This window comes from Ornithobacterium rhinotracheale DSM 15997, assembly GCF_000265465.1.
Classification (GTDB): Bacteria; Bacteroidota; Bacteroidia; order Flavobacteriales; family Weeksellaceae; genus Ornithobacterium; species Ornithobacterium rhinotracheale.
This window is the reverse complement of sequence record NC_018016.1, coordinates 1,342,501-1,364,405: the sequence shown is the minus strand read 5'-3', so window position 1 is coordinate 1,364,405 and position 21,905 is coordinate 1,342,501. Positions and strand designations below refer to the sequence as shown.

General features: G+C 35.8%; 16 protein-coding genes and 2 tRNA genes (1 of these 18 running past the window's edge). 8 read left to right on the top strand and 10 right to left on the bottom strand.

The features are described 5' to 3' along the window. Positions 1-14: 14 nt before the first annotated feature. The 8 genes from ORNRH_RS06420 to ORNRH_RS06390 all read right to left on the bottom strand — a co-directional run bounded on the left by ORNRH_RS06420 (position 15) and on the right by ORNRH_RS06390 (position 8,653). Complete coding sequence (locus ORNRH_RS06420) at positions 15-1,175, bottom strand: C1 family peptidase (RefSeq protein ID WP_014791072.1); 1,161 nt, start codon at positions 1,173-1,175, stop codon at positions 15-17. A gap of 64 nt (positions 1,176-1,239) precedes the next feature. After that, on the bottom strand, positions 1,240-2,649 hold the full coding sequence (locus tag ORNRH_RS06415; protein WP_014791071.1) for an MFS transporter: 1,410 nt from the start codon (positions 2,647-2,649) through the stop codon (positions 1,240-1,242). A gap of 201 nt (positions 2,650-2,850) precedes the next feature. Then, positions 2,851-4,383, bottom strand: a complete 1,533-nt coding sequence (gene guaA / locus ORNRH_RS06410; protein WP_014791070.1) for a glutamine-hydrolyzing GMP synthase — start codon at positions 4,381-4,383, stop codon at positions 2,851-2,853. Between the two features lie 13 nt (positions 4,384-4,396). After that, on the bottom strand, positions 4,397-5,365 hold the full coding sequence (ftsY, locus tag ORNRH_RS06405; RefSeq protein WP_014791069.1) for a signal recognition particle-docking protein FtsY: 969 nt from the start codon (positions 5,363-5,365) through the stop codon (positions 4,397-4,399). A gap of 98 nt (positions 5,366-5,463) precedes the next feature. Then, positions 5,464-5,616, bottom strand: a complete 153-nt coding sequence (locus tag ORNRH_RS11940) for a DUF4295 domain-containing protein (RefSeq protein WP_014791068.1) — start codon at positions 5,614-5,616, stop codon at positions 5,464-5,466. A 2-nt stretch (positions 5,617-5,618) separates the two neighbouring features. Next, on the bottom strand, positions 5,619-5,801 hold the full coding sequence (gene rpmG / locus ORNRH_RS06400; protein WP_014791067.1) for a 50S ribosomal protein L33: 183 nt from the start codon (positions 5,799-5,801) through the stop codon (positions 5,619-5,621). 11 nt (positions 5,802-5,812) lie between these two features. Next, positions 5,813-6,049 (bottom strand): 50S ribosomal protein L28, encoded by a 237-nt coding sequence (gene rpmB / locus ORNRH_RS06395; RefSeq protein ID WP_014791066.1) that lies wholly within the window; start codon positions 6,047-6,049, stop codon positions 5,813-5,815. A gap of 219 nt (positions 6,050-6,268) precedes the next feature. After that, positions 6,269-8,653, bottom strand: coding sequence for an outer membrane beta-barrel family protein (locus tag ORNRH_RS06390; protein ID WP_014791065.1), 2,385 nt, complete (start codon positions 8,651-8,653; stop codon positions 6,269-6,271). 166 nt (positions 8,654-8,819) lie between these two features. On the opposite strand from ORNRH_RS06390, the gene dnaE reads away from it, so the two are divergent. From dnaE to ORNRH_RS06370, 4 genes are all read left to right on the top strand, one after another. Then, entirely contained in the window at positions 8,820-13,136 is a 4,317-nt protein-coding gene (dnaE, locus tag ORNRH_RS06385; RefSeq protein WP_014791064.1) for a DNA polymerase III subunit alpha, read from the top strand. A gap of 89 nt (positions 13,137-13,225) precedes the next feature. Beyond that, on the top strand, positions 13,226-13,537 hold the full coding sequence (gene trxA, locus ORNRH_RS06380) for a thioredoxin (RefSeq protein ID WP_014791063.1): 312 nt from the start codon (positions 13,226-13,228) through the stop codon (positions 13,535-13,537). 100 nt (positions 13,538-13,637) lie between these two features. Then, positions 13,638-13,711, top strand: a tRNA-Asp gene (locus ORNRH_RS06375). A gap of 46 nt (positions 13,712-13,757) precedes the next feature. Beyond that, a tRNA-Asp gene (locus ORNRH_RS06370) sits at positions 13,758-13,831 on the top strand. A 126-nt stretch (positions 13,832-13,957) separates the two neighbouring features. Here the strand turns inward: ORNRH_RS06370 and ORNRH_RS06365 are convergent. Further along, on the bottom strand, positions 13,958-14,914 hold the full coding sequence (locus ORNRH_RS06365; RefSeq protein ID WP_014791062.1) for a LysR family transcriptional regulator: 957 nt from the start codon (positions 14,912-14,914) through the stop codon (positions 13,958-13,960). 114 nt (positions 14,915-15,028) lie between these two features. Between ORNRH_RS06365 and ORNRH_RS06360 the strand changes: the two genes are divergently transcribed. Continuing rightward, positions 15,029-15,508 (top strand): Dps family protein, encoded by a 480-nt coding sequence (locus ORNRH_RS06360; RefSeq protein WP_014791061.1) that lies wholly within the window; start codon positions 15,029-15,031, stop codon positions 15,506-15,508. A 210-nt stretch (positions 15,509-15,718) separates the two neighbouring features. On the opposite strand, the gene bioD is transcribed toward ORNRH_RS06360, so the two are convergent. Next, positions 15,719-16,348 (bottom strand): dethiobiotin synthase, encoded by a 630-nt coding sequence (gene bioD, locus ORNRH_RS06355; protein WP_014791060.1) that lies wholly within the window; start codon positions 16,346-16,348, stop codon positions 15,719-15,721. Positions 16,349-16,557: 209 nt separating this feature from the next. Between bioD and ORNRH_RS06350 the strand changes: the two genes are divergently transcribed. The 3 genes from ORNRH_RS06350 to ORNRH_RS06340 form a co-directional block, all read left to right on the top strand. Beyond that, the gene (locus tag ORNRH_RS06350; RefSeq protein WP_014791059.1) at positions 16,558-17,442 is read left to right on the top strand and encodes an IS982 family transposase; all 885 of its coding nucleotides are present in this window, start codon (positions 16,558-16,560) and stop codon (positions 17,440-17,442) included. A 61-nt stretch (positions 17,443-17,503) separates the two neighbouring features. Beyond that, on the top strand, positions 17,504-20,812 hold the full coding sequence (locus tag ORNRH_RS06345) for a SusC/RagA family TonB-linked outer membrane protein (RefSeq protein WP_014791058.1): 3,309 nt from the start codon (positions 17,504-17,506) through the stop codon (positions 20,810-20,812). Positions 20,813-20,823: 11 nt separating this feature from the next. Next, positions 20,824-21,905, top strand: the 5' portion of a protein-coding gene (locus tag ORNRH_RS06340) for a RagB/SusD family nutrient uptake outer membrane protein (RefSeq protein ID WP_014791057.1). It continues 421 nt past the right edge of the window; only the first 1,082 of its 1,503 coding nucleotides appear in the window; its start codon is at positions 20,824-20,826; its stop codon lies off the right edge, out of view.

Sequence of the window (21,905 nt, the reverse complement as noted above, 5' to 3'; positions counted from 1 at the left end):
CAATTCAGAAAATTTTATTTTTTAAGAATTGATTTTGGAACTCCTGCTTTGTTTACCAGAATGGCAGTAGTTTTATATTTCACATAGTTTTTGCTTACATAAAGGTAGCCTTGATAATCGTTGCTCATACCCCAAGAGTTTTTCACGATGTAGTATTCTTTTCCATTTTGGTCTTTTGCCAAACCTACAATGTGCATTCCGTGATCGTCTGTAGTTTCGTAATTATCAAAAGCTTCTTGTCTCATCTCTGGCGTAATTTCACGCTCTTTAGTCGGCGGAGTGCTGAACATATTTTGGCGTTCTTTATCGCTCATGTCTTCATATCTTTTTTCTGGCACATAAGCCACACCGTTTACCCAGCTAAAGTATTTTTCTGAAACATCGGTTGCCCATCCCACTGTGTATCCTTTTTCGATAGCGTAATCAATCACTTTTGTAATATCATCCATCGGGATATTGTATGCATAGTCAAAGCTCCAGTTATCTGGCACAGGGAAGAATACATACTCAAACTTTGGTTCATCGTTCAATGATACCATTTCGATATAATCGTTTGGATCTAGCCCCACCACTTCTTTAGCAAAAGTTTTTGGGGTATAAGTTTTTCCTTTATAAGTGAATTTTTCTGGCACTTTGCCTAAATATGCATCTAGAATAGCAGTAAAGCCTTTAAGCCAGTTTTTGCTTAGTTTTTTGTTTTTAATAATAGCATCTAAATACGCTTTTAAAGCTGATTGCATTTCGCCAAAATCATTTAGCTTTTGCCCTTCATTCAATCCATCATACACTTCTTGCGGCAAAGCTCCGTATTTTCTGTAAGAGTTCATCACATCGTGCAACTCTCCACCATCGCCCCAGCTCACATTTCCGTGCATGCGCACATAATTTTTAGCTTTGTCGATATATGTATTTCTCGCAGTATAAATTTCGGCTAAATCAACTGCTGGCTTTCCTTTTTTCAACATCTCAGATTCTAGAAATGAGTTTCCTGAGTAGCTCCAGCAAGTTCCGCTTCGTCCTTGGTTTTTAACCGATGTTGCATCGTTTACCTTTACGGGCGTAAAAACAAAACCATTGATCGAACTTTTGTTGTTTTTAAGTGAATTAATTAAATCTTCTTGCGCAAAAGTACTCACGCTCACGCCTACCAAAAGGCTTAAAAATATTTTCTTCATATTCTACTTTATCAATTTCTACAAAAATATTGATTTCTGCCCAACTTAAAAAATTAAATATCAATTATTTTTTGGTCTTAAGATTGTCACCATCCGTAGGATTTAAGCGTGCAAACACCCATGTAGATGCCACTGTAATCGCCCCAATGCTTATAAAGGTAAATCTAAACGCATCGTGCATTCCGAATTGTGTGAAATACGGATTGTGCTGAAAAAATCTTAAAATAGCTAATCCTATCGCTATCCCAAAACCAATAGCAATCTGCTGATTTACTGAAAGCAAGCTATTCCCACTGCTGGTTTGGTAATTCCTTAAATTGGCAATAGCAATGGAGTTCATCGCCGTGAATTGTATCGAATTGAAAAATCCTAAAACGATTAAAATCGGGATAAATACATAAATGCTCGCCCCTCTCGACGGAATGGCAATCGAGGCAATTAATAAGCCTATGATTATGGTATTTCCTATTAAAATTCTGCGATAGCCAAATCGGTTTAAAATCGGGACGACTAAAGGCTTGGCAAGCATAGAAGAAAATGCCATGGGCGCAACGATCCACCCAGAAACGGCAGCAGATTGTTGATAGTCTATCTGCATTAAAAGTGGTACCAACAGCGGCAAAGAACTGATGCCTAATCGACAGGCTAAATTGCCCAAAAGCCCAATTCTGAATGTTCTTACCTTGAACAAATGTGTTGGGAAAATTGGAAATTCTCGCTTCTTGGCATGCCTAAAATAAATAGGCAAAAACATTAAGCCCAAAACTAGCATTATAACGCCATAGATGAATAAACTTTCGTTAGTTATAACTTCTAACGCAACAGACAATAATACAGAGGAAGCACCAAATAACAAAAAGCCCTTTAAATCTAAATGCGGGTCATCGCCATAAAATTGTGGCATAAATTTTAAACTAAGTAAAATCCCAATAATTACAATTGGTAAATTGATTAAAAATATATAATGCCAACTTAAATAATCCACTAAATATCCCCCAACGAGCGGACCTGCTATGGGGCCAATGAGGGCTGGGATAATAGCGAAATTCATAGCTGCCACAAACTCAGATTTTTCGTAAGTTTTCATAAGAGCAAGCCTCGCTACGGGAGTCATCAAAGCTCCGCCTAAACCTTGGATAATTCGAGACAAAACCAGAAATTTCAACGAGAAACTTAAAGCACACATAAGCGAGCCTACGCCAAAGATAAATAGTGCCAAAATGAAAATCTTTTTAGTCCCATACCGATCTGCCAAATATCCACTAATCGGGATAAAAAGTGCCAATGTAATTACATAACTGATGATGGCAGATTGCATATTGAGTGGCGAAACATTGAGCGATTTTGCCATGGCAGGCAAAGCGGTATTCAGAATCGTAGCATCTAGCATTTGCATAAAAATCGCCGTCGCCATGATGTATGGCAAGAACTTCTTGATTCGCTCAAATTGCTGTGGCGTGTATTGAGATTTCATGAGGTTGCAAGTGTGAATTCTTTACAAAGGTAGGATTTTTTATGGTTTTATCCTTCGATTACACTTTTTTATATAAATGTATATTTTATTCGCACCTATACTTAAAATATTTTTATCAGTCTTTTATAGGAGGACTATCTTTTTAAACTTTCATATAATAAAAAAAATCGCAGAAATTTGAATTTCTGCGATTTCTAAATTCTATTCCCACTCTATGGTTGCTGGTGGTTTCGACGAAATATCGTAAGCAACTCGGTTGATTCCTTTTACTTCATTAATGATTCGGCTGGATACTTTCTCAAGCAATTCATATGGCAATCGCGACCAAGTGGCCGTCATGAAATCTATGGTGTCTGCCGAACGAACGACTGCGGTATATTCGTAAGTGCGCTCATCTCCCATTACGCCCACTGACTTCACTGGTAATAAAACCACAAAAGCTTGGCTCACGGCATCATACAAATTAGCTTTTCTTAATTCTTCAATAAAAATTGCATCGGCTTTTTGCAAAATTTCAACTTTCTCAGCGGAAACTTCACCCAAAACTCTAATTCCTAAACCTGGACCTGGAAACGGATGGCGATATACCAATTCTCTCGGAATACCTAATTCCACTCCTACTCGACGCACCTCATCTTTGAACAATTCACGCAAAGGTTCTAATAATTGCAGTTTCATATCCTCTGGCAAGCCTCCCACATTGTGGTGAGATTTAATGGTTGCTGAGGGTCCCTTTACCGACTGAGATTCAATCACATCTGGATAAATGGTTCCTTGTGCCAAGAAAGCTGCATTTTCAATTTTTGCGGCTTCTTCATCAAATACTTCAACAAACTCATGCCCGATGATTTTTCTTTTTTGCTCAGGATCTGAAACACCTTCTAGTTTTGATAAAAATCTTTCTTTGGCATCGACTTTAATAATATTAATGTCAAAAGTGTTTCCATAGGTTTCCATTACGGTTTTTCCTTCGTTCAATCGGAGCAAACCTGTATCTACAAAAATACAAGTTAGCTGATCCCCAATTGCTTTATGAATTAACACAGCCGCTACCGATGAATCAACTCCTCCAGAAAGACCTAAAATCACTTTTTTATCGCCAACTTTTTCTTTAATTCGCTGAACTTCTGCTTCGATAAAATCATTTAAAGCCCAGTTTTTCTCACATTTACAAACTTTAAAAACGAAATTATTCAACATTTTTTCGCCAAATTCGCTATGCGAAACTTCTGGGTGGAACTGAACAGTATAAATTTGTTTTTCTTCGTTAAAGAAAGCGGCAATCTCAGCTTCTGATTTACCAGCGACTTCAAATCCTTCTGGCGTTTTCATCACCTCATCAAAGTGGCTCATCCAAACGGTTGATTGTTCTGGAATATCTTCAAAAAGCGAACAAGAGTTTGTGATTGTGAAATCAGCTTTTCCATATTCTCCCTTTTGTCCCTTTTTCACCTCACCGCCTAATAAATGTGCTGTAAGCTGCATTCCGTAACAAATTCCAAGCACAGGAACGCCCAGTTCATAAATTTCCTTATCTACTCGGTAGCCATCTTCTGCAAAAACCGAAGACGGTCCGCCAGAGAGAATAATCCCTTTTGGCTCGTGAGATTTGATTTCTTCTAGACTTGAAGTACAAGGAATGACCTCGGCATAAACGCCAAAATCCCTCACCCTTCTTGCAATCAATTGATTATACTGAGATCCAAAATCTAAAATGAGGATACTATTTTTCATTATTTAAATGGTATTAATTTGTTTTTTTAAAGAAACTATCAACGAATTCTGCTTTATTGAAAACTTGCAAATCATCTACCCCTTCTCCTACTCCAATAAACTTCACTGGAATGCTGAATTGGTCTGAAATCCCAATCACGACACCTCCTTTAGCCGTTCCATCTAATTTAGTGATTGCAAGCGAGGTAACTTCGGTAGCTTGGGTAAATTGCTTGGCTTGTTCAAAGGCATTTTGCCCCGTAGAGCCATCTAGCACCAGCATTACATCGTGCGGAGCATCTGGAATTACCTTTTGCATTACACGCTTGATTTTTGAAAGCTCATTCATCAAGTTGATTTTATTGTGCAAACGCCCTGCCGTGTCAAGCAACACAACATCTGCACCTTGCGCCTTAGCCGATTGCACTGTATCATAAGCAACAGATGCGGGATCAGAGCCCATAGCTTGTTTCACAATAGGCACACCTACGCGATCTGCCCAAATCTGTAATTGATCCACCGCCGCAGCTCTAAAAGTATCGCCCGCACCGAGCACCACTTTTTTTCCTTGATTTTTAAATTGTTTAGCTAGTTTTCCGATGGTGGTAGTTTTCCCCACGCCATTCACACCCACAACCATAATCACATAAGGATCACCATTCGGAAGTTCTGGTATTGATAAAGATTCAAAATCTTCGGTTTCATTTTCGGCCAAGAGTGCCATAATCTCCTCTCGCAAAATTCTATCTAATTCTACTGAGTTTATGTATTTATCTCTCGCTACTCGCTCCTCTATTCTCTCAATGATTTTAATGGTAGTTTGCACCCCAACATCTGATGTGATAAGCACTTCCTCCAAATCATCCAGCACCTGCTCATCTACCGTAGATTTACCAACTACGGCTCGACTCATTTTATCAAAGAAAGAGTGATTGGTTTTTTCTAAACCTTTATCTAAAGTTTCTTTTTTCTCAGAACCAAAAACTTTTTTAAACCAACTCATAATTTGTATTGTTTTGAAAGGGGAAAGATAGTAAAAAAATAAGAAAAGTCGTTACTTTTCGTAACGACTTTTATAAATTTTATCAAAAATCAAAAAAATTATTTTTTATTAAAGAAATCATTCACATCATCAGCGTGAACAACTTTTTCTTCAAAAACATACGCCCCTGATTTAGGAGACTTTACCATTTTAATAACTTTAGTAAGCTTTTTTGAACCTGTTTGTAATGTTGCAACTGTCTTCTTAGCCATTTTTATTTAATTTCTTTGTGAATAGTATATTTCTTCAAGATAGGATTAAACTTCTTAAGCTCTAATCTATCTGGAGTATTCTTTTTGTTTTTAGTTGTGATGTAGCGAGAAGTACCTGGCATTCCGCTTTCTTTATGCTCAGTACATTCCAATATCACTTGAACTCTATTACCTTTCTTAGCCATGATACTTTATTTTATTTGATTAAACCTTCTTTTCTCGCACGCTCCAAAGCAGCTTCAATACCAATCTTGTTGATAGTTTTCAACCCATTAGCAGAAACTCTCAATTGCACCCACTTATCTTCTGATGGTACATAGAAGCGTTTCTTCATTAAGTTAACATTGAACCTTCTTTTGGTTTTATTATTTGCGTGAGACACACTATTTCCCACTTGTGCTTTCTTTCCTGTAATTTGACAAACTCGTGACATGCTATATTCGTTTTTAAAACGGAGTGCAAAGTAAAGAATTAATTTTCAATCTACCAAACATTTACTCCATTAATTTTCACAATTTATTCAGACAACTCTCTTAAACCCATTTATACAATAGGCTTTAAAAGTTTTGTTCTCAATCAAAATTGATTTTAAATCTGGCACAAAAGTAAGAAAATATATTTAATTATGGATTTTTATTTTCGGCATCCTATATTAAATCCTGTCTAACTCAGATTGCATATTGGATTCTCGTAAATCATGATTCTCTCCCCAGCCGATTTTATAACTTATATTTAGCTTGATTTGTCGACGTTCTCCTCTACCATAATTATCGGAATAGAAACCTGGGTATTCATTCACACTATTCCAATGCGAGCTATTAAACACATCGACAACCGAAAGTTTCACCTTAGCTTTATTATTAAGAAATGCCCTTGAGAGACTAAAATCGGTGCTATTCATCGGGCGACTAGTTACGGTAGCACCACTTAGCTGTCCACTATTGTATTGTGTAAAGATATCTAAATTCATTTTCCAGAAAATTCTAGCATTTACATTTAATGATAAATTGGTTGCCCAACAATGATTTTTCACTGGCAAATCTGCTTTCAATTTCACTTTATTTTTCAAATAAAATGCCTGCCCAGAAAAGTTAAAATGCCATTGTAGAATATTCCAAACATAAGAGACATCTAGACCTAGATGTTCTTGCGTCCCCATATTTTTAGGAATTTCGAGCATAATTCCATTTTCTACAATTTGCATATTTACTTTATAATCATGGGTCTTTGAGTAAAAAAGCTCTATTTGCTTTTGCTTGTGCAAAATGCCCACAGCTACTTTGTCTGTTTTTTGTGGCTTTAGATAGGGATTTCCACGCCAAGAAGAAAATGCATCTATCGGCTGATCAAGCGTGTTTAAATCTGAATATTGCGGACGATCGATTCGTTTGGAAAATGAAAGTGAGTATTCCAAATCATTGGGTTTATAACTAAATTGTAATGATGGAAAATAATCTACATAAGTGGAATTAATTGCCTCTGGTTTATGCGAACTTCCTTTGGCAACTTCGATATGAGATTCATTACTAGTGCGTTCTACCCTCAGCCCCGCTCCTAAACGCATTGTAGAATTAATTTCAATAGCTGAATGGGCAAAAATAGCGGTTATGTTTTCTTTAAAATCAAAAACATTAGATTCATTGATGTTTAAAACGGGTTTTGCTTGGATTAAATCATAGCGTTTAAAGTCGTTAGATGAATTGGCAAACGAAGTTTTAAAACCATATTTCAACTGAATTTTACCTAAATCTCTTTGCTGACTTGCTGAAAAAGCATAAGCATCAATATCTCGATTAGCATAAGTTTCCGTGGTTTCTTCTCGTTGAGCCACTTTATTTTGGTCAAAAAAATCGTTTTTTAAACGAATTTGCGTATCGCCCATAAATTTGGCATAATCTACACTTAATTTAGTTTCACTTTTAGCATTTTTCAAATCATAATTCAGCGAAATATTCCCTCGATCCCAATCTTGAAAGAAATAGTCACTAAGAGATTTCACATTCTGTATCAAACTTGGAGTTCTTACATTATTTTGAGTTTTCACAAAACCTGTTCCGTGTAATCGATTTCTACCTATTTGCAAATTAAGCGTTTGATTATCATCAATTTTATAATCCACGCCAAAATTGTACACGCGCGGCGTTTTCTTATCTACATCGTACGAATCACTAAAAATCTCTTGCCCATTGGCTAACCTATGATTTCCATACAAGTAATTCACCTTACCCCAAAGTCGGCTGAAATTACCATAAAAATTGAATTTTTGATAATGATAATTAAACGATAAATCTAAATTTTCATGCGTAAATACACCACTTGAGAGTCCAGCATTCACAAAAAAATTATTTCTAAGCCCTGTTGCTTTTTTCAAAACAATATTTACTACGCCCGCCGAGCCTTCCGCTTCGTACTCCACGGGCGGATTGGTCATCACTTCAATATTTTTAATATTGCCCGAAGTTGTAGCTTTTAAAAAATTCACCAATTGTTCTGGCTGCAAATAAGTATTTTTTCCATTAATTAAAACCAAAACTTTACTTTTCCCGTTTATTCTAATAGCATTCCCACCATCAATCGTGAGCTTGGGTGTTTTCCTCAACACATCTAGTGCCGTACTCCCATAAGCATCAGCAGTATTTTCCACATTGTAAATTACTTTACCTGGCTTCAGAGTTACCAGTACAGGCTTTTCTCTCCCCGTCGCGATCACTTCTTTGAGTGCAAGCGAAGCTGGATTTAGTTTAATTGTCGCAAAATCTTGTTTTTCCAAGATTGAAAACTCAGACGATTGATAAGGCTTAAAACCAAAAGATTCCACCGAAAGCACACAACGATTACAATCTGCTTGTAACTCAAATCTACCATCGGAATCGGTTAAAATCTGATTTTCTTTTTCCGTATCTAAATCTCTCAAAATCACTTCGGCATAAGCAATGGGCACTTGCAGACTATCCACTACACGACCATTCACTTGTTGATTTTGGGCTAAAGAAATACTTCCCACCAAAAAAAGCGCAGGATAAATTATTGTTCTCATTTTCAAATATATTGATATGCTAAATTAGTAATTTGCTGATTTCAAAAAAAATGATTAATTTCATATTTTTATTTTGTTGAAAATTGGATTTAACCACCGCCCGATACTTATCTTTAATTTTGTACTTTTGTGGTCTACCTACTTTTAATTAAAGGCTAAAAATCTCATGAAATATTTAATTTTCGATACCGAAACCACTGGCTTACCAAGTAATTACAACGCTCCCGTTTCCGATTCAGACAACTGGCCCCGATTGGTTCAATTGGCATGGCAGGTGCATGATGAAAAGGGAGATTTAATCGAAAATCATAATCTTTTAGTAAAACCAGACGGATTTGACATTCCGTTTAATGCGACTAAAATTCACGGAATCACCAACGAAAAAGCGCAAAACGAAGGAATTCCCTTGGCAGAGGCACTCTCTATTTTCTCTGAATCACTCAAAGACAAGCCTTTAATCATTGGGCACAACATCAATTTTGATGTTAATATTGTGGGGGCTGAATATCACAGACTCCAGCAAGATACCGACCAAATCACCAAGCTTCCTGTGCTGGATACCATGGTGGAATCGGTAGATTTCTGTGCCATAGGCGGTGGAAAAGGCGGAAGATTTAAATTCCCAAAACTTACGGAATTACACGAAAAACTCTTTGGCGTTCCGTTTGACGAGGCTCACAATGCGGCTGCCGATGTTAATGCTACGGCTCGATGTTTCTTTGAGCTTGTACGCTTGCGAGTAATTCCTGATAGCAAGGCTAAATTTAGCCCAGATGATTTTGCTGCCTTTTTAAAGAAATACAACGATACGATTCAGCCGTATGACATCGAAGTCGACACGCAAATCGCAGATAAAGATGCGGAGGCTAAAAAAGCTACGGCTAAAATCAAGAAAAAAGATTCTGAGCTTGAAGAAGTAAAAGATTCGCCATTTTTCCATTTTCACAATCATAGTTCGCACTCCATTTTATCGGCAACCTCTACGATTGGAGCTTTGGTAAATCGCGCCATTGAGCTAGGCATGCCTGCGGTGGGACTCACCGATATGGGAAACATGATGGGGGCTTTCCACTTTGTGAATGCCGTAAAAAAAACAGGAACAGACTTAATCCCAATCATTGGCTGCGAAGTTTATATTTCAGACCGATATAAGCAAACTAAATTTACTAAAGACAACCCAGACCGCCGCTACACACAAGTGCTAATTGCTAAAAACAAGGCAGGCTATCACAACTTGGCAAAAATTTCCTCTACGGGATACATCGACGGATTCTATGCGGGCTATCCGCGTGTTGGCAAAGAAGTGATTTTAAAACACAAAGAAAACATTATCGCAACTACAGGCTCGCTTTCTTCTGAGATTCCGCATACAATATTAAATGTGGGGGAAACGCAAGCCGAAGAAACTTTTAAGTTTTGGCACGAAGCCTTTGGCGATGATTTTTATGTTGAGCTCATTCGTCACGGGCTTGAAGAAGAAGAGCATGTCAATCAAGTGCTCATCAAATTTGCAAAAAAATACGGAGTTAAAATTTTAGCCCAAAACAATACTTTTTATATTAATCAAGAAGATTCCGAGGCACACGACATCTTGCTTTGTGTGCGAGATGGCGAGAAAAAAGACACGCCAATTGGTCGCGGTCGAGATTTTAGATTTGGGTTTCCCAACAATGAATTCTACTTTAAAACTCAAGCGCAAATGCAAGAGATTTTTAAAGACATTCCAGAAGCAATTGATAATTTCAAGGAATTTTTAACCAAATTTGAATTCTACGATTTAAAGCACGACATTCTCTTGCCTAAATTTGATATTCCTGAACAGTTCAGAAATGAAGAAGACGAAAAAGATGGCGGAAAAAGAGGGGAAAATGCTTATTTAAGACATTTAACTTACGAAGGTGCCAAACAACGCTATGGCGAAATAACGCCCGAAATCACTGAGCGTCTAGATTTTGAGCTTGCGACCATCGAAAACACAGGATATCCTGGTTATTTCTTGATTGTGCAAGATTTCACCTCCCAAGCGAGAAAAATGGGCGTTTCGGTAGGTCCTGGTCGTGGTTCAGCAGCGGGTTCTGCCGTAGCGTATTGTATTGGAATCACCAATGTAGATCCCATTAAATATGATTTGCTATTTGAGCGTTTCTTGAATCCTGAGCGTGTATCCTTACCCGATATCGATATTGATTTTGATGACCGCGGGCGAGAGGACATCATCCGCTGGGTGATTAATAAATATGGTAAAGACCAAGTGGCGCAAATCATAACTTACGGAACCATGGCGGGGAAATCGGCGATACGCGACACGGGGCGTGTGCTGAACCTCCCGCTTTCGGACACCGACCAAATCGCAAAGAAAGTTCACACCAAGTTGAACAAATTGTTCAAAATGAGCGACAAGGATTTGGAAGCTAAATTCAATGCCGATGAATTAAAAGATTTAAAAGACATCATAGAACTATCCAAAGGTGATGGGCTCGAGGCAACTACCATTCAACAAGCGAGGGTAATCGAAGGAAGTATCCGAAACACGGGCGTGCACGCTTGTGGGGTAATCATCACACCTTCAGACATTAAGGAATTAATTCCAGTGGCGACCGCCAAGGATTCTGACATGGCAGTTACTCAGTTCGACAACTCTGTGGTGGAATCGGCTGGGTTGCTAAAAATGGACTTTTTGGGCTTAAAAACACTAACAATCATTAAAGATGCAGTGCGTTTAGTCAAAGAAACTACGGGCGAAGATTTGGTGCCCGATGACTTTCCGCTTGATGACCCAAAAACTTATCAAGAGATTTTCCAAAAAGGTAAAACAACAGGGATTTTCCAATACGAATCCCCTGGAATGCAAAAACACTTAAAATCGCTAAAACCCGATAACTTTGCGGATTTAATTGCGATGAACGCCTTGTATCGTCCAGGACCTCTAGCATATATTCCAAACTTTATCGATCGTAAACATGGAAAAGAGGAAATCACCTATGATTTGCCCGAAATGGAAGAATATTTGGCTGAAACCTACGGAATTACCGTTTACCAAGAGCAGGTGATGCTACTCTCGCAAAAATTGGCAAACTTCACAAAAGGGGAAGCCGATGTCTTGCGTAAAGCCATGGGTAAAAAATTGATTGATGTTCTGGCTAAAATGAAAGGCAAATTCATTGAACAAGCCAAAGCAAACAATCACCCTGAAAAGGTTTTAGAAAAAATTTGGAACGACTGGGAAGCCTTTGCTCAATATGCGTTTAACAAATCGCACTCCACTTGCTACGCCTATATTGCATTCCATACGGCTTATTTAAAAGCACACTACCCTGCACAATATATGGCTGCCGTGTTGAGCAACAACATGAAGGACATCAAGGATATTACCTTCTTTATGCAAGAATGCAAAAGAATGGGAATCCCTGTATTAAGTCCTGATGTGAATGAATCTATTTTAGACTTCAATGTGAACCAAGATGGAGCTATTCGTTTTGGGCTTGGTGCCATCAAAGGTGTAGGAGCTGCCGCTGTGGAAGGCATCATCAAAGAAAGACAAGAAAACGGGAAATTCAAAAACATTTATGATTTCATGGAGCGTGTCGATTTAAGACAATGTAACAAAAAAACCATGGAAAATTTGATTTTTGCAGGAGCTTTTGACGAATTAGACGAAATCCACCGTGCGCAATATTTCGCCGAAGACGAAACTGGACAAACCAATCTAGAAAAATTGGTAAAATATGGACAAGCTACCCAAGAAGGCGGAAGCGAATTCCAGTTTGATTTATTTGCCTCTGCTGGAATGGAAATAGAAGTTCAAAAACCAGAGATCAGCAATTGTGATGAGTGGAGCGATTTATATAAATTAAATAAAGAAAAAGAAGTTGTAGGAATTTATATCTCCTCTCACCCACTCGATAAATACCATATCGAAATAGAGAAATATGCTAAAATAGACCTAGCCAATATGAAAAAGAATGAATCGAGATTAGTGGGTTCCACCTTCACCGTAGCGGGAATGATCACTAGTGCGAGCCATCTTGAATCCAAAACAGGACAAGGCTTTGGAAAATTCGTACTAGAGGATTATTCAGATACCTTTGAATTTATGCTATTCAACGACGACTATTTAAAATTGAAACCCTATTTAGACAAAAATCTTTTCGTCTTGGTTCAAGTAGCAATTACTCAAAACAAGTTTTCTAATAAAATATATACAAATGTGAAAGACATCTCACTTCTCGATGGCTTGATTGAAAAGAAGAGTAGCTCACTTAAACTTTCAATCGAATTATCTAATCTAAACGCGGAAATGCTAGAGCTCATCGAATCTTCTGTACAAAAACACCAAGGGGATAAAAAACTTATTATGGAACTCATTGATACCAAGAATAAGGTTAAATTTAGCTCCGAGACCACAAAATATGCGATTAATATTAGTAAAGATTTGATACAAATGTTGCAAGACATCGATGGGCTTGATTTATCTTTAAACTAAACTTATACAGCTATCAATTATCTTTATAGCTATTAAATTTGAAAATAATTCTTTTTTAAGTAAATTTGCAAAAATAAAAAATAGAAGTTATGGCACTAGAAATTACAGATAACAACATCAACGAAGTTTTATCATCAGAATTACCTGTAATGGTAGATTTTTGGGCAGAGTGGTGTGGCCCATGCCGCATGATTGCCCCTACTGTAGATGAAATCAGCCGTGAGTTTGAAGGCAAAGCTGTCGTAGGAAAAGTGAATGTAGATAACAATCCAGATGTTGCTGCTCAATATGGTATCAGAAACATTCCTACAATTTTATTCTTCAAAGGAGGACAAGTTGTGGATAAAGTAGTTGGAGTTGTTCCAAAAGAGCAATTAGTTCAAAAATTACAATCTCTATAAAATTTTGAATAAAATTTTTGACAGTAAAAAAATAATTCTTATATTTGCAACCGCTTAAAGAAAGAAGTATTTAAGTTTTGTTATTTGACAAAAATTTTTAGATTCGGTAGTTCAGTTGGTTAGAATACCTGCCTGTCACGCAGGTGGTCGCGGGTTCGAGTCCCGTCCGGATCGCAAAAGTGGTTTACTTAACACTTTTTAAAAAAAAATTAAAGTAAAAGATTCGGTAGTTCAGTTGGTTAGAATACCTGCCTGTCACGCAGGTGGTCGCGGGTTCGAGTCCCGTCCGGATCGCTTAAAAAGGATATCATTTTTGGTATCCTTTTTTTATTTTAAATCAATCTCTTACTTTCATTTAAAGTATGCTTGAGCTATAAATAAAAAATGCGCTAAAATTGGAATTTAGCGCATTTTTAGTTTTTAAGTGTTTTTCTCCATCGAGAGCGTTGGGAATGTTCGATTGCCTTTTTCTAGATAGATCTTTCCGCGTACCAATCCCTGAATCATTTTCTTTAATTCTCGAGCAAAATTTAGCCTTAATTGCAACTCGTGATACACCAAGCTGATTTCGCGTGTAGGACTTGGTTGTTTAAAGTTCTTTAAGTTTTGTTTTTCCTTTTTCAATAAAATATCATCTGCCTGCATAGAAGGCAAAACCGTCATGCCGAGCCCATCGTCGGCTAGTTTTACCAATGTTTCAAAATTTCCACTTTGCACAGATACGCCAGATAGATTAGACTTCGCGGAATTAGAGCAAATGGATAGCACATTGTTTCTAAAGCAATGCCCTTCGTCTAATAGTAATAAATCGCTTGTGTCTAGGTCTCCTTCTTCTATTTCCTTTTTATCATGCAAGCGATGTTGCGGTGGCACATAAGCAAGCATGGGCTCATAAAACAACACATCTTCTACAAAATCAGGTACATTGAGTGGCGTAGCTGCAATTCCAAAATCAATTTTTCCTTCCTTTAGTTGTTCTAATATTTCTTTGGTTTTTAATTCTACAACTTTCAATTGAGTTTTAGGATAATTGTTGATGAAATTTTTATAAAACAATGGCACCAGAGTAGAGACTAAGGTAGGGATTACGCCTATTTTAAATGTTCCTTCCAACGAGTTTTTCTCTTCGGAAACCATAAATTGCATTCTTTTCGCCTCGTTCAATATCTTTTTGGCTTGTTCCAAAACTTTTTCGCCCATTGGTGTAATGGTAATGGGGTGTGTTGTGCGATCGAATATATTTACTCCAAGCTCTGCTTCTAATTTTTGGATCTGCATACTCAGCGTAGGTTGAGTTACAAAAACCTTTTCTGCTGCTAGGGTGAAATTTTTACTTTCGGCAACTGCTAGTGCATATTCTAATTGTACTAATGTCATTATATAAATTTATTTGATAAAGATATAAATAATCATTAGCAAAATAAAACAATATGCATAAAGTTTTTCATGATATTTGCTGTATAAATAATAAACAATAAAAAATCAAATATTATGTCACTAACAACTATCGGATTAGACGAACAAAAATCAAAAGAATTATGCAAAAGCTTAAATAACCTTTTAGCTAATTTCCAAGTTTATTACCAAAACTTAAGAAGTGTTCATTGGAACATTAAAGGGCAAAACTTCTTCGCTTTACACGAAAAATTCGAAGAAATGTACACTGAGGCTCAAGAACAAATCGACGAAATCGCAGAGCGTATCCTTACTTTAGGAGAAACTCCTATGCATACTTTCCAAGATTATCTTGATACTTCTAAAGTAAAAGCGGCTAAAAATATCCACAAAGATACTGAGGCTGTGAAAGTTGTTTTGGATTCTATGAAAGAAATTTTAATCATCGAGAGAGAAATTCTTGATGCTTCTGGAGAATTAGACGACGAGGGTACTAATGCAATGATGAGTGATTTTATTTCAGGGCAAGAAAAAACTGCTTGGATGCTTAACTCATTCTTAAACAGAGAAATCTAAGAGACCATTATTCAATTTTATCAACTAGAAAAGCCGTTCCAACTTTGGAACGGCTTTATTTATTTTTAAAGTTTATGCTTTTATCAAATCTATTTTTGTTTCTTTCACTTCTCCTCTTTACCCACTCTCAAAAAACACACGTCTTTTTTAAAAAAACACGCTACATTTTTAGAAAAAACACAGGTGTTTTTTTTTCAAAAGCATGTTTATCTATTTTTGAACAAAATATTGTAGGCTTTCGCTGATGCGTTGCGCTTCGTTTTGGATACTTTCTTTATTTACTTCTAACAAAGTTTGAATGCGTTCAATAAAAAAGGCATCTACTCTATTTTTTAAAGCTTGTTCGGTCGAAGTCTTTTCCTCTCCATTAATCCAAATAGCTATATCATTAAAACCTTTATTTTTTAAATATTCATAGCTCAATAGAGTATGATTGATGCTTCCGAGATAATGTTTTGTAACCAAAACCACCTTATCGCTGGGCTGAATCAAATCAGCGACATTTTGTTTAGCATTTAATGGCACAAGCAGTCCGCCTGCTCCTTCGATGATTAAATTATTTTCGGTCTTAGGTCTTTCAATTTTGTCTAAATCAATAATAACTCCATCTATTTCAGCTGCAGCATGTGGCGATGCTGGTGTATTGAGCCTATAAGCTTCTGGGTAGAATTTAGTTTCAGAATTAGAGACCATTCGCTGGACTTTCATCGTATCCGTATTATCTAAATCTCCAGACTGAATTGGCTTCCAGTAATCCGCTTTCAAAGCTTCTACAGCAATCGAAGCTGCGACAGTTTTTCCTGCATCGGTATCAATTCCTGTGATGAATATATTTTTCATAGTATTTTTTGTTGAACAAATGTAAGACAGAAAATTCTTTTTGGGCTAATTTTTAAGAAAAAAGACTTTCTAATTTTGAAGACCTTTTTACAAAATGAAAAATTCTAAGTGTTAAAAACAACAAAAATTAACCCGTAGTGCATTATAAAAAAGGTTGCCCATGAGCCTAAAGAAAAGTAAATTGCATTGGTTACCAATCAAATACAATTATGAGCAACCTAGAGGCAAGTTACAATTTTATTTTGAATAAACTAATAGAATTTTCAGGAACTGAAAATTTCTATTTTAAACCAGTGAAACCAAAATTATCTGATATAGAGCTGATAAGCTTAATTATTTTAGCAGAATTTAAATCTATCGATTCTGAGTACCAGCTTTTTAGAGAGATAAAAGGTTGGGCTATTGAATCTAAAATTGAAAGGAGTGTTTACAACAGAAGAAAACGAAAACTCTTCCCTTTTCTTGAAGAAATTAGGTGCAAAATGGTGAAAAAGTTCAATGATTTTGAAAACTATTTCTTGGTGGACAGCATGCCTTTAGAAGTGTGTAAATTATCCCGCTCTTCCAGAAGCAAAATCTGTAAAGAAAATAGCTTTTCAATGCCAAATAAAGGTTTTTGTGCTTCTCAAAATCTACACTTTTATGGTTACAAGCTACATGCGATCTGTTCTATTGCTGGTGTGTTCCAAAGTTTTGACTTATCTCCCGCCTCCGTTCACGACATTCATTATTTGAAAGACATAAAACTTCAAATTTCTGATTGCGTGTTACTTGGAGACAGGGGCTATCTTTCTCAAACGGTTCAGCTTGACTTGTTCAATGAGGTAAAAATCCAGTTAGAAACCCCTAAAAGAAAAAATCAAAAAGATTACAAACCTCAGTTCTATCCATTCAGAAAGTGTAGAAAACGTATAGAAACTTTATTCTCGCAGTTGTGTGACCAATTTATGATACGGCGTAATTATGCCAAATCTTTTGAAGGATTCAAAACAAGAATATTGGCAAAAATTACCTCCTTGACTACTATTCAATATCTCAATAAATTTGTCTTTCATAGTAACATTAACAATTTAAAAATTAACCTCATTCGATAATGCACTACGGGTAAAATTAAGATTTTTATATTATATTTGATTCTAATTCAATTCTTAACATATGAAAAAAACATTAATTAGCCTTTCTCTTGCTGCGTTTTTTCTGGGAAATCCTAGTATTTATGCTCAAGAAAAAGAAAAAACAGTTTACATGGTTAATCCATTTCAATTATCATTTAGTGATTTTATAAATGAAATTAAGACACAAACAAATCTAACTGTAACATATAATCCTTTAGATATTAAAGATTTAAAAATCAACAATTTAGATTTTGAAGATGTTCCTGTGGAAATTTTAATTCAGTTCATCAACAATAATTTTCCACTTGATGCAAAGTTGGTAGGTAACGAAATTATTTTGACTAAAGATGATAGCAAACAAAGTAATTATGACCTGTACATTGATAGCAATAAGAATCTAAATCAAGTAGGACTTGAGGAAGTTGTAGCTACTGGGTACTCAAATCAATCTAGGAAGACTCTTGCCACTTCCGTTTCTAAATTGGACACCAAAGTGCTGAAAAATGCTCCGCGCTCGAATGCAGCTACTGCACTACAAGGAACAATCGCAGGTTTGAAAATTACTCAAACTTCTGGACAGCCAGGCTCTACCCCATCTATCACATTGAGAGGGGGGACTGATTTTGGAGGAGGTGGTAGTCCTTTAGTTTTAATTGATGGTGTGCCTGGCTCATTTTATGGACTGAACTCTGATGACATAGAATCTATCGAAGTTTTAAAAGATGCAGCATCTACTGCAATATATGGAGCTCGCTCTGCAAATGGAGTTATTTTAGTAACTACCAAAAAAGGGAAAAAGGGAAAATCTTCAATCGTGTTTAATTCAAGGTTTACTTATAACGATAGAACTAAAGATAAACTCGAACTAATGAATGCTCGAGAATATGTAAAATTCAACAGATTAGCTATTCAAAATTATCAAAATCAGATTAATAGAAGTGCTTTCAATGCTTTCTTAAACGGAGAGTATCCTGCTGGAGTTAGAAACAATCCGATTAATTCTAACTACACAACTATGATATTATCTGATAAAAATAAATATCTACTTAATTATGCTGGGTGGGAAACTATCCCAGATCCCCTTAACCCTAATCAGCAATTAATTTTTCAAGATAATAATTTTAGTGATTTATTTTATCAAAATAGTTTTTCAAAAGATTATAACCTAGCATTCTCAGGAGGGAATGAGAAAGGTGCATTTTATTTAAGCCTAGGAGCTCTAGATGATAAAGGATTAGTCTACGGCTCCAAATTTAATAGATATACGGGCACATTTAATGCATCTTATAAAATCTCTGAGAATTTAAAAATTAGCTCTAATGTTATTTATGCTAATTCCGAAAACACGCCAAACTACTTGGGTGATATCTATAATGTATTCCAAAGAGCTGCTGGTATTGCACCTACCGCAAGAATTTATAACAACAATCCAGATGGTAGCTTAAGCAGCGACCCTAATCCAGGCACAGAAGTAAATTTTGGAAATCCTCTTTATTATAAAGATAAATTTATACGAGAAAATCTTGAGGAAAGACTTACGACATCCGTTCAATTTGATTGGAATTTTTCTAAAAAATTCAAATTTATGCTTAGAGGAGCATATTTCAATGTGCATAATACTGATGAATCTTTTAACAAAGCTTTTTATTCTAAAAAGGTGTTAAATAGCACAAGAATTGCTAGTCTTACTCAAAGAAGGCTAAACAACAAGCAAGTTACAGCTACAGTGAATTACTCAAATAAATTTGGCAATCACAATATTAGCACTTTATTAGGCACCGAATATTTTAAACAGAATGATTTCAGTTCTTCTGCTTCAACAAAAAATTCTCCAACTGATTTAATCTATACTTTAAATGCTGGAGCTGAAGCTAATGGAAGTCCAAGTTCTTCTAAAACTCAATATGCAGTAGGCTCTTCATTCGGGCAATTGAATTATGATTACGACAATAGATACTTGCTCGGGCTGACATTTAGATATGATGGGACTTCAAGGCTATATTCAGATAATCGCTGGGGATTCTTCCCTGGGGTGTCTTTTGGATGGAACCTTCATAATGAAAGATTCTTTAAAGATTCTAAAGTAAGCAATATCGTTTCTAAAATTAAACCAAGAATCAGTTATGGTGTAAATGGAAATCAAGACATTCTTTCCAATTTTGGTGTATTTGGAGTATATCAACAAACTAGTACATACGCATCACAAGTGGGATATGTAAATACCGTTTTGCCTAATTATAATCTGATCTGGGAACGCTCTAAAACATTAAACTTTGGTTTAGATTTAGGTTTATTTAATAATCGAATTTCTTTATTAGCCGATTATTTCGTAAAAGATGTTGAAAATAAATTAGCTAATCTAAGCCTACCACTTTGGACTGGATTTTCATCAATCACAATCAATGATGGAACATTACGCAATAAAGGTATAGAAATCGAATTAAGAGGAAAGGTTATTGATACTAAAGATTTTAAATGGAATCTATCCGGAACATACTACTCTGTAAAACAATATATTCAATCATTACCAGATAATGGTGTCGAGAATAACAGACGAGGAGGAACTCAAATTTATAATCCTTCAACTGGAAAACTAGAATACGTCGGTGGACTTCAAGAAGGGCAAAGATATGGAGATGATTTAATTGTAGCCTATCTCTTTGATGGAATTTATAATGACCAAGCAGCATTAGATGCTGATAAGGGAAGAGTGGTTTCCTTTGCTAAAGCTGATACCAAAAATCAAAGAAATATTCATTTAGGTGATACCAGATGGAAGGATTTAAATGGCGACAATATCATTGACTATAAAGATAGAGCTGTAATCGGTAGAACCACTCCAAAATACAGCGGAGGTTTTTATTCAGACATGTCTTGGAAAAATTTCAACTTATTTATCAAAACCGATTTTGCTGTCGGGCACATGATTGTAAATGGTAGAAAAATTAAAGGTTTTGCTCAAACACAAGGAGCTCAAAATGGACCAAAAGAAATTGCATTTAACACCTGGACCCCTGAAAACACAAATGCAGAACTTCCTCAATATGTATTTACAGATCCTAGCGGAAACTATAAAGCTGGCGGATTTGACCAAGGTGATCAATGGAAAGGAAGTAGTAAATTTTGGGAAAAAGGGGATTATCTTGCACTAAGAGAAATAACTCTTAGCTATACATTACCTGGAAATAAAGTAGGCAATATTTTCAACGATATGAGAATCTTTGTTACAGGAGCTAATTTAAAATATTTCACATCATATTCAGGCAACTCTCCGGAACTAGGTGGAGTAGATTCTGGTAGATATCCATTACCTAGAACATACACATTAGGCTTAAACTTAACTTTTTAATTTTATTGATCATGAAAAAATATATTTTAACCATATTATCTATTCTCACATTAAATTCATGTGATTTAGATTTACAACCCGAAAGCTCATTGACTTACAATAACTTTTGGGGCTCTGAAGAAACAATGAACGCAGATCTTATCGGGATTTATTCTAAGTTCAGAGATTATAATTTCACATTATTTGCGCTGGGAGATTTAAGATCCGATATTTATTTTAATGGAGAAACCCTAGAGACTCCATTCTATACAAATGTCATAAATCAAGATGTAAGCCCGGAAAGAATTGCCTTCAACAATTGGGGAAATTTTTACGGATTTATACATTATTTGAATGATTTTATAGAAAATGCACCAAAGGTTAAGGTAAAGAACGAAAGAGAAAAAGAGCTTATGCTCGCTCAAGTTTACGGTATTAGAGCATTTATTTATTTTACAATGATGAAGACTTGGGGTGATGTTCCAATTACAACAGAAAAAATTAAGGACCCTACCAATCTCGCAAGTTTAAACAAAAAACGTTCGCCAAAAGAAAAGGTTTTTGAACAAGTTAAAAAGGATATTGAACAATCGTTAAAACTCTATGGTACAGAAAATAGATTATGGAAAGGGCTAAATGTTTTTTGGAGTAAAGATGCAACTTTAGCTTTAAAAGGAGAGGCTTTTTTATGGTCTGGAGAAGTACTAGGTAAAGGAGAGGCAGACTTTACAATTGCAAAAGATGCTTTAGAACAAATCAAACAATTCAGTTTAGTTCCTAAATACGAAGACCTATGGGGCAGTAAAAATGAAAATAATGCAGAATTTATTTTTGCTCTTGATTATAAAATCAATGAACAAACTAATTTCTATAACGGAATAGTTACGGGACAAAATAGAGATTTACAACTATTGTATAATTCTGAAGGGGAAAACATGCTAAGTTTTAACTCTAATGGACAAAACAGAATTGGTCCTGCCAATAGCTTAATCGAAAAAATGTACTATGGTACAGGAGATTCTAGACCAGCTAGCACATTTATCTATCTTTATTCAGAAAAAAATAATTATCCCAACTTCACTCCAGATAAATACCGTGGAGCTATCTTGAAAAA